General features: G+C 62.5%; 14 protein-coding genes. 5 read left to right on the top strand and 9 right to left on the bottom strand.

Annotation, left to right across the window (positions count from 1 at the left end; all coding sequences use genetic code 11):
- Positions 1–2: 2 nt before the first annotated feature.
- A complete protein-coding gene (locus tag FGZ14_RS14585) occupies positions 3–932 on the bottom strand; it encodes a hypothetical protein (protein ID WP_139924963.1) in 930 nt (309 codons plus the stop codon).
- Between the two features lie 147 nt (positions 933–1,079).
- Here FGZ14_RS14585 and FGZ14_RS14580 point away from each other — a divergent pair, with 147 nt between their 5' ends.
- The gene (locus FGZ14_RS14580) at positions 1,080–3,305 is read left to right on the top strand and encodes a S9 family peptidase (protein WP_139924962.1); all 2,226 of its coding nucleotides are present in this window, start codon (positions 1,080–1,082) and stop codon (positions 3,303–3,305) included.
- 61 nt (positions 3,306–3,366) lie between these two features.
- On the opposite strand, the gene FGZ14_RS14575 is transcribed toward FGZ14_RS14580, so the two are convergent.
- Both FGZ14_RS14575 and FGZ14_RS14570 read right to left on the bottom strand, forming a co-directional pair.
- Positions 3,367–3,627, bottom strand: coding sequence for a hypothetical protein (locus tag FGZ14_RS14575; protein WP_139924961.1), 261 nt, complete (start codon positions 3,625–3,627; stop codon positions 3,367–3,369).
- Between the two features lie 149 nt (positions 3,628–3,776).
- Positions 3,777–4,697, bottom strand: coding sequence for a pirin family protein (locus tag FGZ14_RS14570; RefSeq protein ID WP_139924960.1), 921 nt, complete (start codon positions 4,695–4,697; stop codon positions 3,777–3,779).
- 170 nt (positions 4,698–4,867) lie between these two features.
- Here FGZ14_RS14570 and FGZ14_RS14565 point away from each other — a divergent pair, with 170 nt between their 5' ends.
- From FGZ14_RS14565 to FGZ14_RS14555, 3 genes are all read left to right on the top strand, one after another.
- Positions 4,868–6,328: an energy transducer TonB gene (locus FGZ14_RS14565; protein ID WP_180754365.1), complete on the top strand. Its 1,461-nt coding sequence runs from the start codon at positions 4,868–4,870 to the stop codon at positions 6,326–6,328.
- A gap of 227 nt (positions 6,329–6,555) precedes the next feature.
- Positions 6,556–7,857, top strand: a complete 1,302-nt coding sequence (locus FGZ14_RS14560; protein WP_139924958.1) for a PIG-L family deacetylase — start codon at positions 6,556–6,558, stop codon at positions 7,855–7,857.
- Positions 7,858–7,929: 72 nt separating this feature from the next.
- Positions 7,930–9,819 carry a hypothetical protein gene (locus FGZ14_RS14555; protein WP_139924957.1) on the top strand — a complete coding sequence of 630 codons (1,890 nt, stop codon included), beginning with the start codon at positions 7,930–7,932 and terminating at the stop codon, positions 9,817–9,819.
- Positions 9,820–9,824: 5 nt separating this feature from the next.
- Here FGZ14_RS14555 and FGZ14_RS14550 read toward each other — a convergent pair whose 3' ends face one another.
- The 6 genes from FGZ14_RS14550 to FGZ14_RS14525 all read right to left on the bottom strand — a co-directional run bounded on the left by FGZ14_RS14550 (position 9,825) and on the right by FGZ14_RS14525 (position 16,708).
- Complete coding sequence (locus FGZ14_RS14550; protein ID WP_139924956.1) at positions 9,825–10,577, bottom strand: glycosyltransferase; 753 nt, start codon at positions 10,575–10,577, stop codon at positions 9,825–9,827.
- An 82-nt stretch (positions 10,578–10,659) separates the two neighbouring features.
- Positions 10,660–12,102, bottom strand: a complete 1,443-nt coding sequence (locus FGZ14_RS14545; protein ID WP_139924955.1) for an aldehyde dehydrogenase — start codon at positions 12,100–12,102, stop codon at positions 10,660–10,662.
- Positions 12,103–12,260: 158 nt separating this feature from the next.
- On the bottom strand, positions 12,261–13,220 hold the full coding sequence (locus FGZ14_RS14540; RefSeq protein WP_139924954.1) for a glycosyltransferase family 2 protein: 960 nt from the start codon (positions 13,218–13,220) through the stop codon (positions 12,261–12,263).
- Between the two features lie 24 nt (positions 13,221–13,244).
- Positions 13,245–14,000 (bottom strand): class I SAM-dependent methyltransferase, encoded by a 756-nt coding sequence (locus FGZ14_RS14535; RefSeq protein WP_139924953.1) that lies wholly within the window; start codon positions 13,998–14,000, stop codon positions 13,245–13,247.
- Positions 13,997–14,974, bottom strand: a complete 978-nt coding sequence (locus FGZ14_RS14530) for a glycosyltransferase family 2 protein (protein WP_139924952.1) — start codon at positions 14,972–14,974, stop codon at positions 13,997–13,999. The genes FGZ14_RS14535 and FGZ14_RS14530 overlap by 4 nt, the downstream gene beginning before the upstream one ends.
- A gap of 183 nt (positions 14,975–15,157) precedes the next feature.
- Positions 15,158–16,708, bottom strand: a complete 1,551-nt coding sequence (locus FGZ14_RS14525; RefSeq protein WP_139924951.1) for a hypothetical protein — start codon at positions 16,706–16,708, stop codon at positions 15,158–15,160.
- 328 nt (positions 16,709–17,036) lie between these two features.
- On the opposite strand from FGZ14_RS14525, the gene FGZ14_RS14520 reads away from it, so the two are divergent.
- Positions 17,037–17,576, top strand: a complete 540-nt coding sequence (locus tag FGZ14_RS14520) for a hypothetical protein (protein WP_139924950.1) — start codon at positions 17,037–17,039, stop codon at positions 17,574–17,576.
- Positions 17,577–17,689 lie beyond the last annotated feature (113 nt).

Genomic DNA, 17,689 nt, shown 5'->3' with positions numbered 1-17,689 from the left:
GCTTATTTGGCTACCCGTACCTGCAGCACCACGGCCCGGCTGCCCGTGGTCAGAATATCTTCTACCAGAATAATGCCGTAACGGCTGTTGGGGGCCGGGGTCTGGAACGCTATTACCTGGCCCTTGGTGAGCGGGCCTGTGCTGGTAAGCGGCGTAAAATCGGTGCCCTGGTTGAAGGTGGTCGTGAAATCGGTGGTGTTCCCGAAGGTGGTACTGTTGAGGCTGGTACGACGAATGACGGTAGCCCGCCGGGTGCTCCACTTCAGGCCCAGGGTGGCATCGAGGGGGGTAACCAGGGTAGGGGCCCCGGTAGTGGGGTTGGGCAGGTACACCAGGTCGATGAGGGCTTGGTTCTGGGCCAGGCTATGCACCGAAAACTTTGGGAACACCAGCCCCTCGCGCAGGGCCAGGAAGCTGCGGCGCCCGAACGCGCCCGGCGCTTGCATGGGCACGGTGTAATTATGATAGTTCAGGAGGGTATCGGGGCGGGCATAGCGCAGCCGGAAGCTGCGGGAGCCAGTGCGGTTTTCCTCATCGGTGGCCGAGTAGCGCCATACCTCCAGGCCCGAGGTGGTGCGGGAGCTGAGCACATGCACCAGAGCAAGGGAATCGGAGCCCGGCGCCAGCGTCGAGTCGAGGTACACCAGCGTCCGGCGGGGCGGGTCGTCCACCTCAAACTGGTCGTTGTAAATAATGGGCTCCGGTACCGGCACATACTCCGCCGAAATCGTGAGCCGGTGCAAGGGGCTGCCCTGGGCCTGGGCGTACATCTTAACAGCCAAGGTGTCGGCGGTGCGGGTCAGGCGGCGGTCAATGGTGTTGTAGCGGGTGCTGCTGACCAGATCCACGCGCGGACCGGGCGAGAGGCTGGAGTCGCAGGCCGCCGCTACCCCCAGCAGGGACAGGAGCAGAACAATAGAACGAAAATGCATAGCTTCGTAAAGGTCGGGTTTTGAACGCGAAGTAGGAAGCCTACCCGGCGGCGTGCCGGGCCGCTGCGGCCCCGGCGGCGTACAACCATGCTGCCCGCATTTCCTACCTTAACGGCTGATTCCCGCCGACATTTTACTTTTCTCCGCATGAATTTTCGTTTCCTGGGCCTGGCCCTGTTCCTGACTGCGGCCAGCCCGGCCGTGCTTCCCGGCAGCGCGCCGGCCGCTTTTGCCCAGCAAAAGCAAAACATTACCCTCGAAGATATCTGGCAGAAGGGCACGTTCTCGGCCCGCTCTGTGCCTGGTTTCAACTGGATGAAGGACGGCCGCTACTACTCTTCGCTCAGCCAGGGCAACCTGGTGCAGAATGACGTAACCACCGGCCAGCCCGTGCAAACCCTGGTGACGGGTGCCGAGCTGAAGCTGCCCGGTCAGAGCCAGCCCCTGCCAGTGGACGGCTACAGCTTCAACGCCGACGAAACCAAAATCCTGTTCAGCACCGATACCGAGCCGATTTACCGGCGCTCCAGCAAGTCGTACTTTTTCGTGTACGACCGGGGTAGCAAGCAGCTGGTGCCCCTGAGCAAAACAGCTGGCAAGCAGCTCTACGCTACCTTCTCGCCGGATGGCAAGCGGGTAGCCTTCGTCCGCGACAACAACCTGTTTGTGGTGGACCTGGCAACTATGCAGGAAACGGCCGTGACCACCGACGGGGCCCGGAACCGCATCATCAACGGGGGCACCGACTGGGTGTACGAGGAGGAGTTTGAGTTTGCTCAGGGCTTTCAATGGTCGCCCGACTCGCGGCAGATTGCCTACTACACCTTCGATGAAACGGAGGTGCCCGAGTACAACATGCAGGAATGGGGCCCGCTCTACCCCAAAGACTACCGCTACAAATACCCCAAGGCCGGCGAGAAAAACTCCATCGTAAGCATTTCGGCCTATGATGTGGCGGCCGGCAAATCAACCAAAATGGATGTGGGCCCGGAGGCTGACCAGTACATTCCGCGCATCATCTGGACCCAGACGCCTAACCTGCTCAGCATCCGGCGCATGAACCGCCTGCAGAACAAGCTGGAAATTCTGCACGCCGATGCCCGTACCGGCAAAACCAGTGTGGTGCTGACGGACACTGACCCCGCCTACGTGGAGGTAAACGACGACCTGCGCTACCTGCAGGGCGGCAAGGAGTTTCTGTTCAGCAGCGAAAAGGACGGCTACCGCCACCTTTACCTGTACAACATGAACGGCAAGCTGGTCCGCCAGCTCACCAAAGGCAACTGGGAAATCACCAGCATTGATGGGTTTGACGAGAAGAAGGGGGTAGTGTACTTCACCAGCACCGAAGCCTCGCCTCTGCAGCGTCACCTCTACCGCATCGACCTGAAAGGCAAGGGCAAAGCCCGCCTCAGCGAGGCCGGCCCCGGTAATGACGTGGTGAACATGAGCGCCGACACCCGCTACTTCCTCAACTACCACTCCGAAGCCGGGCAACCCCAGGTAGTGAGCCTACGCAACGGCCAGGATGGCAAGCTGGTGAAGGTGCTGGAAGACAATGCTGCCCTGCGCCAGAAGCTGACCCAGTACAACCTGGGCAAACTGGAGTTTATCAGCTTCAAGACGGCCGAAGGGGTAGAGCTGAATGCCTCCGTACTGAAGCCCGCCAACTTCGATGCCAGCAAGAAATACCCCGTGCTGATGTACGTGTACGGCGGCCCCGGCTCCCAGACCGTGAAAGACGATGCGGGCGGAGGCATTGCCTTCACCAACTACCTCTGGCACCAGCTGCTGGCCGAGCAGGGCTACATTGTGGTATCAGTAGATAATCGGGGCACCGGCGCCCGCGGCGCGGCTTTCAAAAAGAGCACCTATGCCAACCTGGGTAAGCTGGAAACCATTGACCAGGCTGCCAGCGCCCGGTATTTTGCTACCCTGCCCTACGTGGATAAGTCGCGCATTGGCATCTGGGGCTGGAGCTTCGGGGGCTACATGACGGCCCTGGCCCTGACCAAAAACGCCGATGTATTTAAGATGGGCGTATCGGTGGCCCCCGTTACCAATTGGCGCTACTACGACTCGGTGTACACCGAGCGATTCCTGAAAACGCCCCAGCAAAATCCCCAGGGCTACGACGACAACTCGCCCGTGCAGTTTGCCGACCAGCTCAAGGGCAAGCTCCTGCTGGTACACGGCACCGGCGACGACAACGTGCACTTCCAGAACTCGGTAGCCTTCACCGAGGCCATGATTAAGGCCAACAAAGACTACCAGACCCTGTACTACCCCAACCGCAACCACGGTATTTACGGGGGCAACACCCGCCTGCACCTCTACCGCCAGATGACGGATTTCGTGCTGAAAAACCTGTAAGCCGCCCGCATAAAAAAGCCCCTCCGCGGAGGGGCTTTTTTTATAGGTATCTGTCTTCTGGTCAGCACTCCTGCAGCTCTTCCACGGAGGCTTCCTCCTGAACCCGACGAGTGGCCGGCTGGCGGTACCGGATGGAGGTAATCTGCAGCCCCAACAGCTGGGGGCTCCGGAATTGCTCGTAAAGGTCGGTGAACAGCTCGGGCAGCTCGGCCGTGGAACTGGCTACCAGCTGCTTTACCTGCCGGGTGCTCATTACCTGACCGCAGCTAAGCTCGGCTAGGGTAAGCTGGCAGCAAACCACGTACTGAAGCTCGTTTTTCATAGTCGGAAGGAGAAAGGGCGGCTGGAAGAACAATACTTCAAAGCTAATAAAATTAGTTAATAATCCAAATAATTTAGTATATAAAAGTAGTTGATTGACAAAAGGTAGTTGCTGGCTTACCAGTGGAGAATGTGCGGGTTAGCTCCTGCTTACGACAAGGCCTGTGGCGGGGGCGAGCCACCACCCGCTGGTCGGCTCTTGTCCTGGGGCAGAGGCACAAACTCCGCGTTGTCGTTGGGGGGTAGGGCAATGCGGCCAGCTTGCCAGTCGGCCTTGGCCTGTTCAATCCGCTCCCGGCGCGACGACACGAAATTCCACCAGATGTACCGCTCACCCAGGGGCTCGCCGCCCAGCAGCATCAGCGTGCTGGCCTCACGGGCCACCAGCACCGGATCAATACCGGGTGTGAACACCAGCAGCTGGCCAGGACCATAGGGGCGGCCGCTGACCTCCACCAGCCCCTTCGCCACGTAGGCGCCGCGCTCAGGGTAGCCGCGCGGCAGGCCAAACCGGGCACCGGGCTGCAGCACTACGTGCAGGTAAAACAGGGGCGAGTGGGTTCGGACCTCATTGCGCAGCCCGAAGGCCTCGCCGGCAATCAGGCGCATCCACACACCGGGCTCCGTGAAAACGGGCAGCTCTTGGGGCTGGTAGTTGGTAAAGGCCGGGGCACTTTCCTCGTCCTTTTCAGGCAGGGCTACCCAGGTCTGAATCATTTCCAGAGCGCCACCGGCCAGCGTGGCCGGGTCCTCGAAACGCTCGGAGTGGGCAATGCCCGAGCCGGCCGTCATCCAGTTCACCTCGCCCGGCCGGATAACCTGCTCCACGCCCAGACTGTCGCGGTGCGTGACCTGCCCGCCAAACAGGTAGCTGACCGTGGAGAGGCCAATGTGCGGATGCGGCAGCACATCCAGCTCAGGCAGCTTCTCGGGGGCGAAGCTGACCGGCCCGGCATGGTCCATGAAGATGAACGGGCCCAGCATCCGGCGCAGGCGGTAGGGCAAAATCCGGCGCACGTTGAACCCCGGACTCAGGGCGGCCTGGCGCGCTTCAATAATCTGGTCGAGCATAAGGCAGTACGGGCTGGAAAAGAGGGTAGTGAAGGAGGCAAAAGCTGACCCGCGGCGGGCAAGTAGCAGATGAAACTCAACTAAACCAGCTCCACTTCAAGTATTTAGTAGAAAAATGTAACCTTACATCAATAAATCCAGTGTTTCCCGCGTAGAGTGGTCCTATGTTAATGCGTACCTCGCTTCGTTTTCTGTACCTGGGTGTGAGTAGCGTGCTGCTGGTAGCCTGCCAGCAGGAGCGCGCTGCCCAGCGCCCTACCCCCACCGCTACCGCCCCCGCCCTGGCCGATACACTGGCCCTTGACTCTGTAGCTAACCCCGTAGGTGCCACCTCCGTGCGCCGCGACTGGCACCGCTTGGAGCGGCCCACCAGTCGCCTGGCGCCTTTGGTGGTCTACCGGGGTAGCACCCGGCGCCCCGCCGGCGTGGGTTCTGATGCCCCGCCCGCCGAAGCCCGCCTCCAGGATCTGACCCTGAAAGCCAGCGAATATTTCCAGATTGACCCCACCAAAGCCGCCGAAGTGCGCGGGCGCGAAGGTACGGTGGTGCGCATTCCGGCCGGGGCGCTGGTAGATGCCCGGCAGCGCCCTGCCACCGGTACCGTGTGGGTAGAGCTGAAGGAGTGCTACGCCGCCTCCGACATGCTGCTTTCCAACCTGCTCACGGAAACCCTCTCCGGCGCCCCGCTGGAGCTGACGGGTGCCGTACTGGTGCGGGCCACCGCTGCCGGCCAGCAGCTGATGCTGGCCGCTGGCCGCCACCTGCAGCTGGAACTGGCCGGGAGTCGAGGAGGTAGCCATCCGCTCTTCTACGGGCAGGCTACCGGCTCGGCAGCGCCCGTGCGCTGGCTGGAAGGTGAAGCCTCTGCGGCCCCTACGGAGCAGGTGTACACCACCGCCCAGCAGATGCCCCGCTTCGGGCAGGGCCCAGCCGATATCAACCGGCTGGTGCGCTACCCCCGCCAGGCCCAGGAGCGCCAGACCCAGGGGCTGGTGTTTGCCTCGTTTGTAGTTGATGAGGCCGGCCGGGTGCAAAGCCCACGCATCTTGCGCGGCATTGGCGACGGCTGCGACGAGGAGGTGCTGCGGGTGCTCCGTCAAACCTCGGGCCGCTGGACGCCGGGCCAGCAGGATGGGCGTTTTGTGAAGGTGAAAATGGTGCTGCCCATCCGGTTTAACTTCCAGGCTGGCCTGGCCTCTGCCCCCGATCCGGCCGCTTTGCCCGAGCCCATTGCGGCTGCGTCCCCTGAGCCGCAACAGCAGGAGCTGGCACCCGCGCCCAATGCCCTGCAGCCCACGCGGCTGGGCTGGCTAGCCGTAGGACAGCCCTGGGCGGGCGCTGCTGCCGCTTTCTACGTGCCCGCCGCTACCCCCACCGACGGGGAGCATACGGCCGTGCGGATGCTGGTGCCAGGGCGCCGCGTGGTGCTGGCCGGTACGCCCCAGGCCGCGGGCTACCACTTTGCCAGCGCCCCCACCGGGGCCACGGTGGTGGTGTTGGGCCTGCGCTACGAAAACGGGACTCCCTTTCTGGCCCGCCGCGAGGCTACCACCAGCTCGCCCTCCGATACCTTGCGCTTTCAGGAAACCACCCTCACCGACCTGGAAGCCGCTCTGGCCCGGCTGGACTAAAACCTGCTGCCACGCCCGGGCCGGGTGGTACGCCGGGTGCACTAGGTGCCTGGGCGTGAGATAGTAAGATGTGAAATAGGGAGAGGGTTTGGCCGACGGCCGGGGGTAGGATAACCGGCCAGGTAACGGGATTAATAAAATTTTCAAGTTGCTGACAGCATGCAAGATTTTTGACTGCTGAGTCTTAACTTTGAAAAGCACACTCCCCTTGCCCCTACCCGCTCCGTATGAGGAATAGTTTACGCTGGGTTTTTCTCATGTTGCTTTGCGTGGGCGCGGCGTTGCCTTGGGCCGGACGGGCCCAGAATGCTACCACCACCCCGCCCCGCCGCTGGACGGCCGTAATTACCGCCCACCCTGACGACTGGCAACTGTTTATGGGCGGCAACCTCTGCGAGGAAGTACAGCGCACCCGCCGCCGCATGATTTTTATCTGCCTGACGGGTGGGCAGGCAAATGAGCCCAGCGACGCCTACTGGCAAAGCCGGGAGGCTGGCCACCGGGCTTCCGTACTGCAGGCCGTGGACCAGGTTCCCGGCGCCACGCCCAGCGCCCCCAAGCCTCTCGAAACGCTGGTTATCAACGGGCACGCCATTGATGTGTACCGCTACAAGAACACGGTGGCCTGCTTCCTGCACCTACCCGACGGCGGCCTCGATGGTAAAGGCATGCCCCGGGGCAAATTTCAAAGTCTGCGTCTGCTGCGCGAAAAAGGAACCCCCATTACCCCCCTCAGCGGCGGCAAAGCCTACACTTCCTGGAATGACCTGAGCCAAACCATCCGGGAGCTGCTGGCCCAGCAGGCCGTTGAAGGCAAGCTCACCATTCATTGCCCGCAGCCCGATGAGCAGCTGAACCCCGGCGACCACGCCGACCACCGCATGGCTGGCCTGCTGGCGAAAAGTGCCGCCGCTCAGCTGGAATGCTGCTTCGTGCAGTATGTGGGCTACAATGTTGCGCGCCGGCCGGAAAACCTGAACGCCCAGCAGAAAGAGCGTCAGATGCAAGTGTATCAGGCCTACAGCCAGACCATGAGCAGCCAGGGCCAGTACAGTGCCTGGGACCAAAAGCATCTGGCATTCATCGGCCACCAGTATGCCCAGGTGCAGCACCAGACCGGCGCCATGCTGCAGCCCTCGCGCCCAGTGTTGGCACTGCCCGCTCCTGACCCTGCCTCCGACCCCACTTCCGGCCCGGTGCTGGCTCCCGCTCCCGAGCCCGATACTGACCTGGCCGACGACGAGGCGCACATTCTGGCTGAGAAACTCGTGCTGGAACCCAACTACCCCAACCCCTTTACGCAGTCCAGCCTGCTGGCTTACCAGCTACCTGTGGCCGCTAACGTGTGGCTGCGCATTCTGGACATGCAGGGCCGCGAGGTGGTACGGCTGCTGGACGGCAGCCGCCAGGAAAGCGGCCGGCACGAGCAATGGCTGGACGTGAACCGCTTTCCGGCTGCCGGCCTATATGTAGCGGAGCTGCGGGTAGGAAACCAGCGGCGCCGCTGCCGCCTCCAACTCACGCGCTAACCCTACCCCGGCTGGGCTACCTGCGTCCGGGGTAGCTGCCGCAGAAGCACCGTTTCACGGACGTACTCATTTATGACGTTTTCTTTTGCTGCCGTCCGGCAGTGGCAGCCCTCCCGTGGACTGCTGGTGGGGCTGGCCCTGATCCTGCAAACCGCCCTGATCCTGCGGGCCTTCGGGGCCCTGTTTACCGAGCCGGGCCGCTTCCTGCTGGTCGATACCTTTGACGGGTCCAAGAACTACTACACCTTTCTGGCCTACGTGCAGCAGCCCTGGGCCAACGGCCTGCGCTGGTTCGGGATGATGAATTATCCCTTCGGGGACTACCTCTATTACACCGATAATACTCCGCCCCTAGCCTGGACCGTGCGCGTGTGGTCGCACTACATTTCCGACCTGACTCCTTACAGCCTGGAGCTCTACCACGGGCTGCTGCTGCTGGGCCTGCTGCTGAGTACAGGCCTGCTCGTGCTGCTGCTGCACAGGCTGCTGCGGCACTGGGGGCTGGTGCTGCTGTTTGCCCTGATGCTGCCCTGGCTGAACCCGCAAACCGAGCGCCTGCTGCTTGGGCACTTCAGCCTGTCTTATAGCTGGGTGGTACTGCTGGCCATCTGGGGGGTAATGCGCCTGTACCGGCGGGTGCAGGACGGGCAGCCGGTGCGGGGCCTAGTAGCGGGCCTGGTGGCCGGCTTTATCCTGGCCGGGCTGGTGCACCTATACTACCTGATGCTGCTGGCACTGCTGACGGCCGGCTTTTTTGCCTGGTGGCTGCTGCCGCGTCGGCGCTGGCTCCGCTACCCCCGCCTGACGGGGGTAGGAGCCCTGCTCACGGTGGGCCCGGTGGCAGCCTGCTTCCTGCTGATTCGGCTGACCGATGCTTACTACTCCCTGCGACGAGCTAAGGCTACGGGCTTCGACTACCCCGTCTGGAAGCTGCAGCTTTCCGCCCTTACCCAGTCGTACTCCTACGAGAGCATCCGATTTGTGCTGGAAGCCCGGCCGCGGGTCAGCTACGAGTCGGGGGCCTACCTGGGGGCGTTTGCTTTGTTTAGCCTGTTGCTGCTGGGGCTGGTGTGGCTGCTGCGCCGCGGGGCCCTGCGCGCCTATGCCCCGGCCTGGCGCCGCCTGCCCGCCCGCCGGCCTCTGCTGCTGCTGCTGGGCGCCGCCCTGATCGGGCTGCTGGCCTCCATCGGTACCGAGTACACCGTGGCCGACGACCAATACGTGTTTCAGAACTACCTGAGCGTGTTCTACTACCTGCAGAAGATTACGGCTGCCGCGTCGCACTTCCGGGCAGTGGCCCGCTTCAGCTGGCCTTTCTTCTGGGCCGTAAACTTGCTGGTGCTGGTAGGACTGGATTTCTGGCTGAGCCAGAGCCGGTGGCGGGGCCGTTGGGTGCTGGCGGCAGGCTTGGTGGTGCTGGCCCTGGTAGATACCCGCGACACCATCAAGCACTACCGCAAAAGCTTGTTGCCTAACGTGCTAACGGACATCGAGCAGCAACCCGAGCTCAATAACTTGCTCTATTCCGTGCGGCCCGAGCAGTACCAGGCTATTCTGCCGGTACCTTTTTTTCATGTGGGAAGCGAAGACCTGGCTCTGACCGTGGACGACGAAAACGCTCATTCCCTGCGCTGCTACCAACTGGCCCTACGCACCAATCTGCCCCTGATGGCCAGCAAGATGGCGCGCACGCCGCCCGAGCATCTACGGCAGCTGCGTACCCTGTTCGACCCGGCCGGCCCCGCTCCGGAGCTAAAGGCGCGCCTGCAAGCTGATGGCCGACCCGTGCTCGTGCTTTTCGACCAGCGGTACTACGATGGGTCAAACCCCTTTGCCGCCAGTCAGGCCAACCCGCAGGCCCGGCAGCTTATTGAAGCGGGCGCCCAGCTGCCGGCCCGCCTCCCCCTGACGCTGCTGGCCGAGGCTGGGCCGTTGCGCCTTTACAGCTGGGCAGTACGGTAGGGTATCTACAGGATAGGCCGGCGGCGGCTGGGGCTACCCACAATCCGCAGCAGGTTAAGGCTTTCCGTAAGCAGAATACGCAGGTTCAGAGCCGAGAAAACGATATTGGGCTTCAGTTCTACGGCCACCGGGCTAATGCGCAGCCGGGCTGTTCGGGCCGCCAGAAACAGCAGCTCCAGGTCAAAGAGGTAGCGCCGGGTGGTGGTGCGCAGAAACAGGGCCCGGCCTTGCTGGTTGAAGCCTTTCAGCCCGCACTGGGTATCCTCCACGGGCAGGCGCAGGGCGTGGCGGGTTACGCGCCGCAGCAGCCGCGATACCCGGCGCCGGGCCGGCGGAACGTGGGCATAATAGGCCTCGTTGCGTACGCCCACGGCAATGTCGCAGTCGGCGTGGGTCAGGGCTTCGTACACGGCCGCCACGCTGTGCTCCTGATACGGAAAATCAATATCAGTAAACAGGCAGTAGGGCTCCCGCACTTTGGCTACCCCGGCCCGCAGGGCGTGGCCTTTGCCCTGGTTGGTGGGGTAGGAGAGGTAAGTGAAATAAGGCAGGGAGTCGCGCAGCAGCGCCAGGTCAGCGGCGCTTACATCGGGCTCAGCCCCGTCGTTTACTACGTACAAGTGAATGGTTGTGGCAGGCAGAAGGACCTGGAGTCGGGCCAGGCTTTCCAGAATGTTGGCGGCCCAGTTGCCGGGCGGGCGGTAGCAGGGCAGCACTAGAGCCAGCTGAGGAACGGGCTCCGGCAATGTGAGAGACATAGGGGTGGAAATCTGCTCCGAAGATACGACCAGAACAGTACTTGCGTTGCAATAGGTTGCGCGCCCTCCGGAAATGGCTGGCTCAGAGTTTTATGCACACATTCTGGGCTTCCGTGAAGAAGCGCAGGGCTTCCAGTCCACCCTCCCGCCCCAGGCCGGAGTTTTTCATGCCCCCGAACGGGGTGCGCAGGTCGCGGTGCAGCCAGGTATTCACCCACACTACCCCCGCCTGCAGCTGCTGCGCTACCCGGTGAGCCCGCGTCAGGTCGCGGGTCCAGAGGGTAGCTGAGAGGCCATACTCGGTGCCGTTGGCCCAGGTTACTGCCTGCTCCTCAGTATCAAAGGGCGTGAGCGTAACCACCGGCCCAAATATTTCTTCCTGATTTACGCGGCAGTCGGGTGCCAGCCCCTCAAACACGGTGGGCTCCAGAAAATACCCTTCGGCGCAGCGGCCCGACAGGTGCAGCTGCCGCCCGCCGGCTAGTAGCTGACCGCCTTCCTGGTGGGCCAACTCGATGTAAGAGAGAATTTTGCGCAGATGCGCTTCGCTGACGATGGCGCCCTGCCGAGTAGTGGCCTCCAGCGGGTCGCCCACGGTCAGCTCCCGGACCTGGGCCAGAAAGGCCGCCTTGAAAGCTTCATAGAGGGGGCGCTCCACGAAAATGCGCGAGCCGCACAGGCAAATCTGGCCCTGGTTGGCAAAGCTGCTCCGAATGCTGGTTTGCACGGCTTCCGTCAGGTCGCAGTCGGCAAAGATGAGGTTGGGATTCTTGCCGCCCAGCTCCAGGGAAAGTTTTTTGAACTGCGGAGCCGCCGTGCGGGCTATGTGGGCGCCGGTTGCCGTACCACCGGTAAAGCTGATGGCCCGGATGCCCGGGTGCTCTACCAGGGCCTGCCCGGCGCCCGGCCCAGTGCCGTGCACAATGTTGAGTACGCCCGGAGGTAGGCCCGCTTCCCGGCTTAGCTCACTGAGCAGATAGGCCGTGTAGGGCGTCACTTCTGAGGGTTTGGCTACCACGCAGCAGCCAGCCGCCAGGGCGGGCGCTATTTTCCAGGTAAACAAGTACAGCGGCAGGTTCCAGGGCGAAATGCAGGCCACTACGCCCACCGGATGGCGCACAGTGTAGTTCAGGGCCATGCCCTCCTGTACGTGAGCTTCGGTAGCGAAATGCTGGGCCGCCGTGCCAAAAAAAGCGAAGTTGCTGGCTGCCCGCGGAATATCCAGGGTGCGGGCCAGGGCCAGGGGCTTGCCGTTGTCCTCGCTTTCGGCCCGGGCCAGAGCCTCCAGGTCCCGGTCAATCAGTGCAGCCAGCTTCACCAGGCGCCTACCCCGTTCCTCGGGCGGCAGGGCGCGCCAGGCGGGCAGGGCAGCGGTAGCGGCCCGCACGGCTTGGTCGATGTCGGCCGGGCTAGAGTCAGGCACCTGCCCAAACACCTGCCCGGTAGCCGGATTAACCACGGGCAGGTAGGTGCCCGCGGCCGGGGGCAGAAACTCTCCGCCGATGAAGTTGTGCAGCTGTAGCATGCCAGAAAAGGTAGAGGAACTCTACCTAATCTACACGAATCCGGGCGTTTTGGCCGGAACGCTTTCCGCTTTTCATGGGGGTAGGAAATCCTCCCGCGGCGCTGGCCGATGGGCACGCTGGCCCGCCTGGATGCGGGCCGGGTATGAATGTCGGGGTGCTACTTGCTATACTGGGCTTCGGGAGAAGCTTCCGGGGTCAGGTCGGTGTCCTCGATGATGTAGAGGGGACGCTGGCGGGCATTGGCGCCCAGGCGCGCTACGTACTCGCCAATTACGCCTACGGCCATCAGCTGCACCCCGCCCAAAAACAGTACGCTCACCATAATGGAAGGCCAGCCTACCCCGTAGTTATGCAGAAAGAAGCGGGCGTACACGGCGTACAGCATCACCAGAAAAGCCACCCCCGACACGGTAAACCCGCCGATGGTCGCAATGCGCAGGGGCAGGTCGGAGAAGGAAGTGATGCCGTCCAGGGCCAGCCGGATCAGCTTGCTGTAGGTGTAGCCCGGCTCCCCGCTGGCCCGCTCCGAGCGGTCAAACTCCAGGTAAGTCTGGCGGTAGCCGATCCAGGCAATCTGGCCCCGGATAAACTTGTTCTGCTCCGGCATCTGCTTCAGGGCCTTCACCACCTTGCGCGACACAATGCGGAAGTCGCCGGTGTCGAGCGGAATGTTTACCGACGTGATGCTGGCCAGCAGGCGGTAGAACATTTTGGCTGTGAAGAGCTTAATCATGCTCTCGCCCTGGCGGGTACGGCGCTTGGCATACACTACCTCGTAGCCCTCGCGCAGCTTGGCGTAAAGCTCCGGAATCAGCTCGGGCGGGTCCTGCAGGTCGCCGTCCATCACTACCACGGCTGCGCCCTTCGACAAATCCAGGCCGGCGGTAATGGCAATCTGGTGGCCGAAGTTGCGGCTGAAGGTGATGTAGTGAATGCGCGGGTCGCGGGCGGCCAACTCCCGGATCAGCTCCAGGGACCGGTCGCGCGAGCCGTCGTTGACCAGAATCACCTCGGCCTGCCAGGAGGGCTGGGCGTCCAGCATCTGGGCCACGCGGGCATACAGGGCAGGTAGGTTGGTTTCCTCGTTGTAAATCGGAATGACGATAGAAAGGTCCACGGCGGTACGGTAGCGCTGGAAAAGTTAGGCGGCCGGCTTGCGGGCCAAAGAAAATACACTGACGCCCACGGGGGCATTGAGGGCCTGCAGCACCCGGTTTTCGGCCACAATGAAGCCGCGCAGTAACGTGTTGAGCAGGGGCGGCGTGGCGAAGAAGTCGTCTTTGAGCGTCTCGCCGGGGGTAGGCTGGGGCGGGCGGACGCGGTTGAGCAGGCGCACGGCGGCCGTCGGGAAAAACAGGCCCACGTTCCAGTAGGAGTGGCGCTGCACCGCAAAGCCGGCCTGCCGTAGCGCGCCGGTCAGCTGTGGGGCCGAGTAGCGCCGGAAGTGCTGGTTCACCTCGTCGTGCTTGCCCCACAGAAAGGAAAAGGCCGGCACAAACACCAGCAGCTGTCCGCCGGGCCGCAGCACGCGGCTCCACTCCCGCAGGGCCTGGGCCTCGTCCTGGATGTGCTCCAGCACATCGGAGGCAATAACCAGATCGAAAGAGGCATCGGGGAAGTTGAGGTGGGCGCCGTCCATGCACGACACGTTCGGGATGCCGCGCTGCCGGGCTACGGCAATGCCTGCCTCGCTCACATCAATGCCCGTAAGGTTGGTGTAGCCCTGGCCGGCCAGGCGCTGCAGCAGCGGCCCGCCCGAGCAACCGATTTCCAGGATGGGGGCCGTGTGAGGTAGCCGCAGGTTCTGCACCAACCGGAATACCATGTCGCGCCGGGCCTGAAACCACCAGTAGTTTTCTTCAATCTGGTGGTATTTCAGTTCGTATTCAAGATTCATGAGGGCTCGGCGTTAGGCAGGGGGGTAGGCACCGGCGAAGCTGGTCCGGTGACCCCCACGTTGGTATCAGAAATAATGTAGAGGGGCCGCTGGCGGACGTTGGCGCTGAGCCGGGCAATGTACTCTCCGATAATGCCCACGGCAATCAGCTGAACCCCGCCCAAAAATAAGATGCTGATCATCAATGAAGCCCAACCCGGCTGGTAATCACCGCTGATAAAGCGGGCGTAGAGCGTGTAGAGCATCACCAGAAAGGCCACCCCCGACACCAGAAAGCCGCTAAGCGTGGCCGCTTTCAGGGGGGCGTCGGAAAAGCCGGTGATGCCATCCAGGGCCAGCCGGATCATTTTGCTGTAGGTGTAGCCCGTGGCTCCGCCGGCCCGCTCGGCCCGGTCGTACTCCAGGTAAGTCTGGCGGTAGCCAATCCAGGAAATCTGGCCCCGGATAAACTTGTTCTGCTCGGGCATCTGCTTCAGGGCTGCCACCACCTTGCGTGACACAATGCGGAAGTCGCCGGTATCCACCGGAATGGAAATATGGGTAATACTGGCCAGTAGGCGGTAGAACAGCTTGGCTGTTAGAAGTTTGGCTGCGCTTTCGCCCTGGCGGGTGCGGCGCTTGGCGTACACTACTTCGTAACCTTCCTGCAGCCGGGCATAGAGCGCCGGAATCAGCTCGGGCGGGTCCTGCAGGTCGGCATCAATGATAACCACGGCCTCGCCGCCCGACAAATCCAGGCCGGCGGTTACGGCAATCTGGTGGCCGAAATTGCGGCTGAAATCGGCGTAGCGCACCCGCGGGTCGTGGGCGGCCAGCTCCCGAATCAGGGCCAGGGACTGGTCGCGCGAGCCGTCGTTGATGAAGATGAGCTCGTAGGCAACCTGCATGGGCGCCAGCACGCCCCGCAGCCGGTGATAGAGGGCATGGATGTTGGCCTCTTCATTGTAAATAGGAATGACAACGGATAGGTCCAAAGGGGCGGAGCGTGGGGTTTCGGCAGGTAAAAATGGCGAAAGTATATGGACCTTGACAGGGGAAGCCGGCGTGGCACCCGGCGGGCGGGGCTGTTAGGCCACCGGGCACGGGCGGTACACGGGGGCGGAAGGGGTAGGGAGCAGGAGGCGCAGTAGTCCGCTACTGGCCTTAGCGCGCCCGTGCTACCAGCGGTAAAACACCGATAGAATCCGGATGCCGTTTACTTTCACGGCGTGCACTTCATGGCCGATGCTGTCGGGGTAGGGCTCGGGGTGGGTGCGGTAGGCCGTAAGAAAGTACCGCTCCTGGCTGTCGGGGTCTATGGCGAAGCGGGCCCGCTCTTCGGGCCGGAGCACGGCCAGGTTGTTTTCTAGCACAATCCGGAAGGGCGCGTCAATGGCAATGCGGGAGGAGGTGGAGTTGGCCAGAATCCATTCCAGTCCTTGCCGGTACGACAGGCCCCAGTAGTCGCCCTCGAACAGCTGGCTGGCCTCCGGATCGGAAAGAAACGAGTAGTACACCTGCTGGTTGGGATGGGAGCGTACCATCCGGACGGCCGTGTACCCTGCCTCGGCGCCCGCCAGCACGGCGACCCCCAGCGCCAGCCGCCGGACGGAAACCCGGCCCCGGCTGGCCTGCCAGATGACGTGAACCCCGCGTACGGCCAGCAGCACCAGCGCCGGATAAATAAAGTACAGGTGGCGCCAGCCATCATAAATCACAGAGTGCAGCACAATCACCATTAGCAGGGGCAAAAACAGCCACATCAGCAGCAGCGCATCCAGGCGGCCCTGCGGGGTTCTCAGGGTGGCCAAAGGGTGGCGGACCAGCGCGTACCCGCTGGCCCCAATGCCAATCAGGCTGGCTACCACGTAGGCAATGGGGGTGCTAATGACAATCCAGACGGGGGCGTAGTGCCAGGGCAGGGCCAAGGAGTGTACTCGCTCGCCCAGGTAGAGAATGTAGCCGTCCCAGCGGAAGCGCTTCATTTTCTCGAAGGCAAGCAGAAAGTTATCCAGAGGGGCCTCCCACAGGTAGGGCCAGCCGGCCACGGTAAACGCGGCGCTGGCCAGGCAGTACAGTAAAAAGGCGCGGAGCAGGCTTTTGCGGTGAGCCGAGGCAGCCGGAGCTGCCAGCTCCAGCACAAACAGGGCCACCGTAAGCGCCCCCAGCAGGCAGCCCAGAATCCGGATGTCGGTGGCTATGGCGGTGGCCAGGCCGTGCAGCACGGCGCGGCCCAGGGTAGGCCGCTCCAGCAGCCGGACCAGTGTGTAGATACCGAACGTGAAAAAGCTCAGAAACACCAGATCCTTGCCGTTGCTGAAGGCATCGGCAAAAATGCGCGGCGAAAGCAGGAGTATGGTGCTGGCCAGTAGCCCTAGCTGCCAGCTGCGGAACCGGATGCGGGCCAGGTGATACACCGACCAGAGGGCCAGGACAAACGTGAGGTAAATGCAGAAGTGCCGGACCAGGTAGTACGTGCGCGAGTCCAGATCAGGCCAGGCAACCTCCATAAAGGCCAGCGGCAAGTGGAAGATAACGCCATGGTCGCGCTCCTCATAGCCGGCAAACTCCGGCACATTCGAGAAAACCGCCTGCTGCTCCGTCCACTGGGGTGCGAATAGGTTGGTAATGTATTTGGCGTTTACGATGCCGTTGGTGCGGTCAATGGACTCATCCCAGGACACCCCGTAATCCTTGTACAAGAGCAGCCCCAGGAGGATAATACACAAAAAATAGGCGCGGATATAAAGGGGGCGGGGGGCTGACATCAAGCAAATACGGGAAGTGGAAGCCCGCGCGGGGGCATTGCAGCATCAAAGAAAGGAAAAGAAGCTGCAAGCTGTACGCCCGCCGGGCCCTTGCCCGCTGCCGCGGAAGGCAGGCCTGCCGGCCTGGCGGGGGGTAGGGGCCGCCGGAAGCCAGGCCGCCGGCCGGCGCGCAAAACAGAAGACGCGGTTCTTTTTAAGGCGCAATAGCTGCTTGACTAGCAGAGTTTATACCTTTGCCGCGCCTTCACTGAAAGCCGCTACACGAATCATTTTACAACCTTCACCTTACATGAAAAAATTTACTGTCCTGCTGAGTCTGGCAGTGCTTGGGGCCTGCTCTTCCGACGAAAAGGCCAGCTCCGGCGCTTCCGATGCCAAAACCATCACGTTCAACGATTTTGAATCGGTAGCAGGGTGGAACGTTGATCCGGCGATGCTGGACCGGGGCCGGGCGCACTCGGGTAGATATGCCATTAAGGTGGACAAAGACCGGGAGTTCAGCCTGACCTTCGACATGGCCCTGGGCCAGGCCACGCCCACCAAAATCAAGACCGTACACCTGGAGGCCTACGCTTTCCTGCCCAACGACAAAGCCACGGGTATGCTGGGCGTGCAGGTGATGGATGACACCAACAGCAAGCAGGTATTCGGCGACGGTATCCGGCTGGGCGAAGTGGTGAAATCGTACGGCAAGTGGGTGCCCGTGAGCAAGGATATTACCCTGCCCGACAACATTACGGCAGCCCAGCACCTGCGCCTGTCGCTGTGGCGCGCCGATGCCAGCGACTACGTGCTCATCGACGACGTGAAGCTGAGCATCAAGGAATAAGTGCGGCTGATTGCTATACTTCAGGGCGGGATGCCGGACCGATGCCTTTGGGTCGGGCTGGCATCCCGTTTTATGCTTATCCGGCAGCCCGGCTGCCCCAACCCTTGTTGCTG

Origin of the sequence: Hymenobacter sp. DG01, from assembly GCF_006352025.1 — a bacterium.
Lineage (GTDB): Bacteria > Bacteroidota > Bacteroidia > Cytophagales > Hymenobacteraceae > Hymenobacter.
The sequence above is the reverse complement of the archived record's forward strand: the minus strand, read 5'-3'. Positions and strand labels throughout refer to the sequence as shown.

Coding starts and splice junctions, on each gene's coding strand:
- FGZ14_RS14535 (WP_139924953.1), bottom strand. CDS start 14,000: ATGAATCTTGAATACGAACTGAAATACCACCAGATTGAAGAAAACTAC.
- FGZ14_RS14580 (WP_139924962.1), top strand. CDS start 1,080: ATGAATTTTCGTTTCCTGGGCCTGGCCCTGTTCCTGACTGCGGCCAGC.
- FGZ14_RS14560 (WP_139924958.1), top strand. CDS start 6,556: ATGAGGAATAGTTTACGCTGGGTTTTTCTCATGTTGCTTTGCGTGGGC.
- FGZ14_RS14545 (WP_139924955.1), bottom strand. CDS start 12,102: ATGCTACAGCTGCACAACTTCATCGGCGGAGAGTTTCTGCCCCCGGCC.
- FGZ14_RS14585 (WP_139924963.1), bottom strand. CDS start 932: ATGCATTTTCGTTCTATTGTTCTGCTCCTGTCCCTGCTGGGGGTAGCG.
- FGZ14_RS14550 (WP_139924956.1), bottom strand. CDS start 10,577: ATGTCTCTCACATTGCCGGAGCCCGTTCCTCAGCTGGCTCTAGTGCTG.
- FGZ14_RS14565 (WP_180754365.1), top strand. CDS start 4,868: ATGCGTACCTCGCTTCGTTTTCTGTACCTGGGTGTGAGTAGCGTGCTG.
- FGZ14_RS14555 (WP_139924957.1), top strand. CDS start 7,930: ATGACGTTTTCTTTTGCTGCCGTCCGGCAGTGGCAGCCCTCCCGTGGA.
- FGZ14_RS14520 (WP_139924950.1), top strand. CDS start 17,037: ATGAAAAAATTTACTGTCCTGCTGAGTCTGGCAGTGCTTGGGGCCTGC.
- FGZ14_RS14575 (WP_139924961.1), bottom strand. CDS start 3,627: ATGAAAAACGAGCTTCAGTACGTGGTTTGCTGCCAGCTTACCCTAGCC.
- FGZ14_RS14570 (WP_139924960.1), bottom strand. CDS start 4,697: ATGCTCGACCAGATTATTGAAGCGCGCCAGGCCGCCCTGAGTCCGGGG.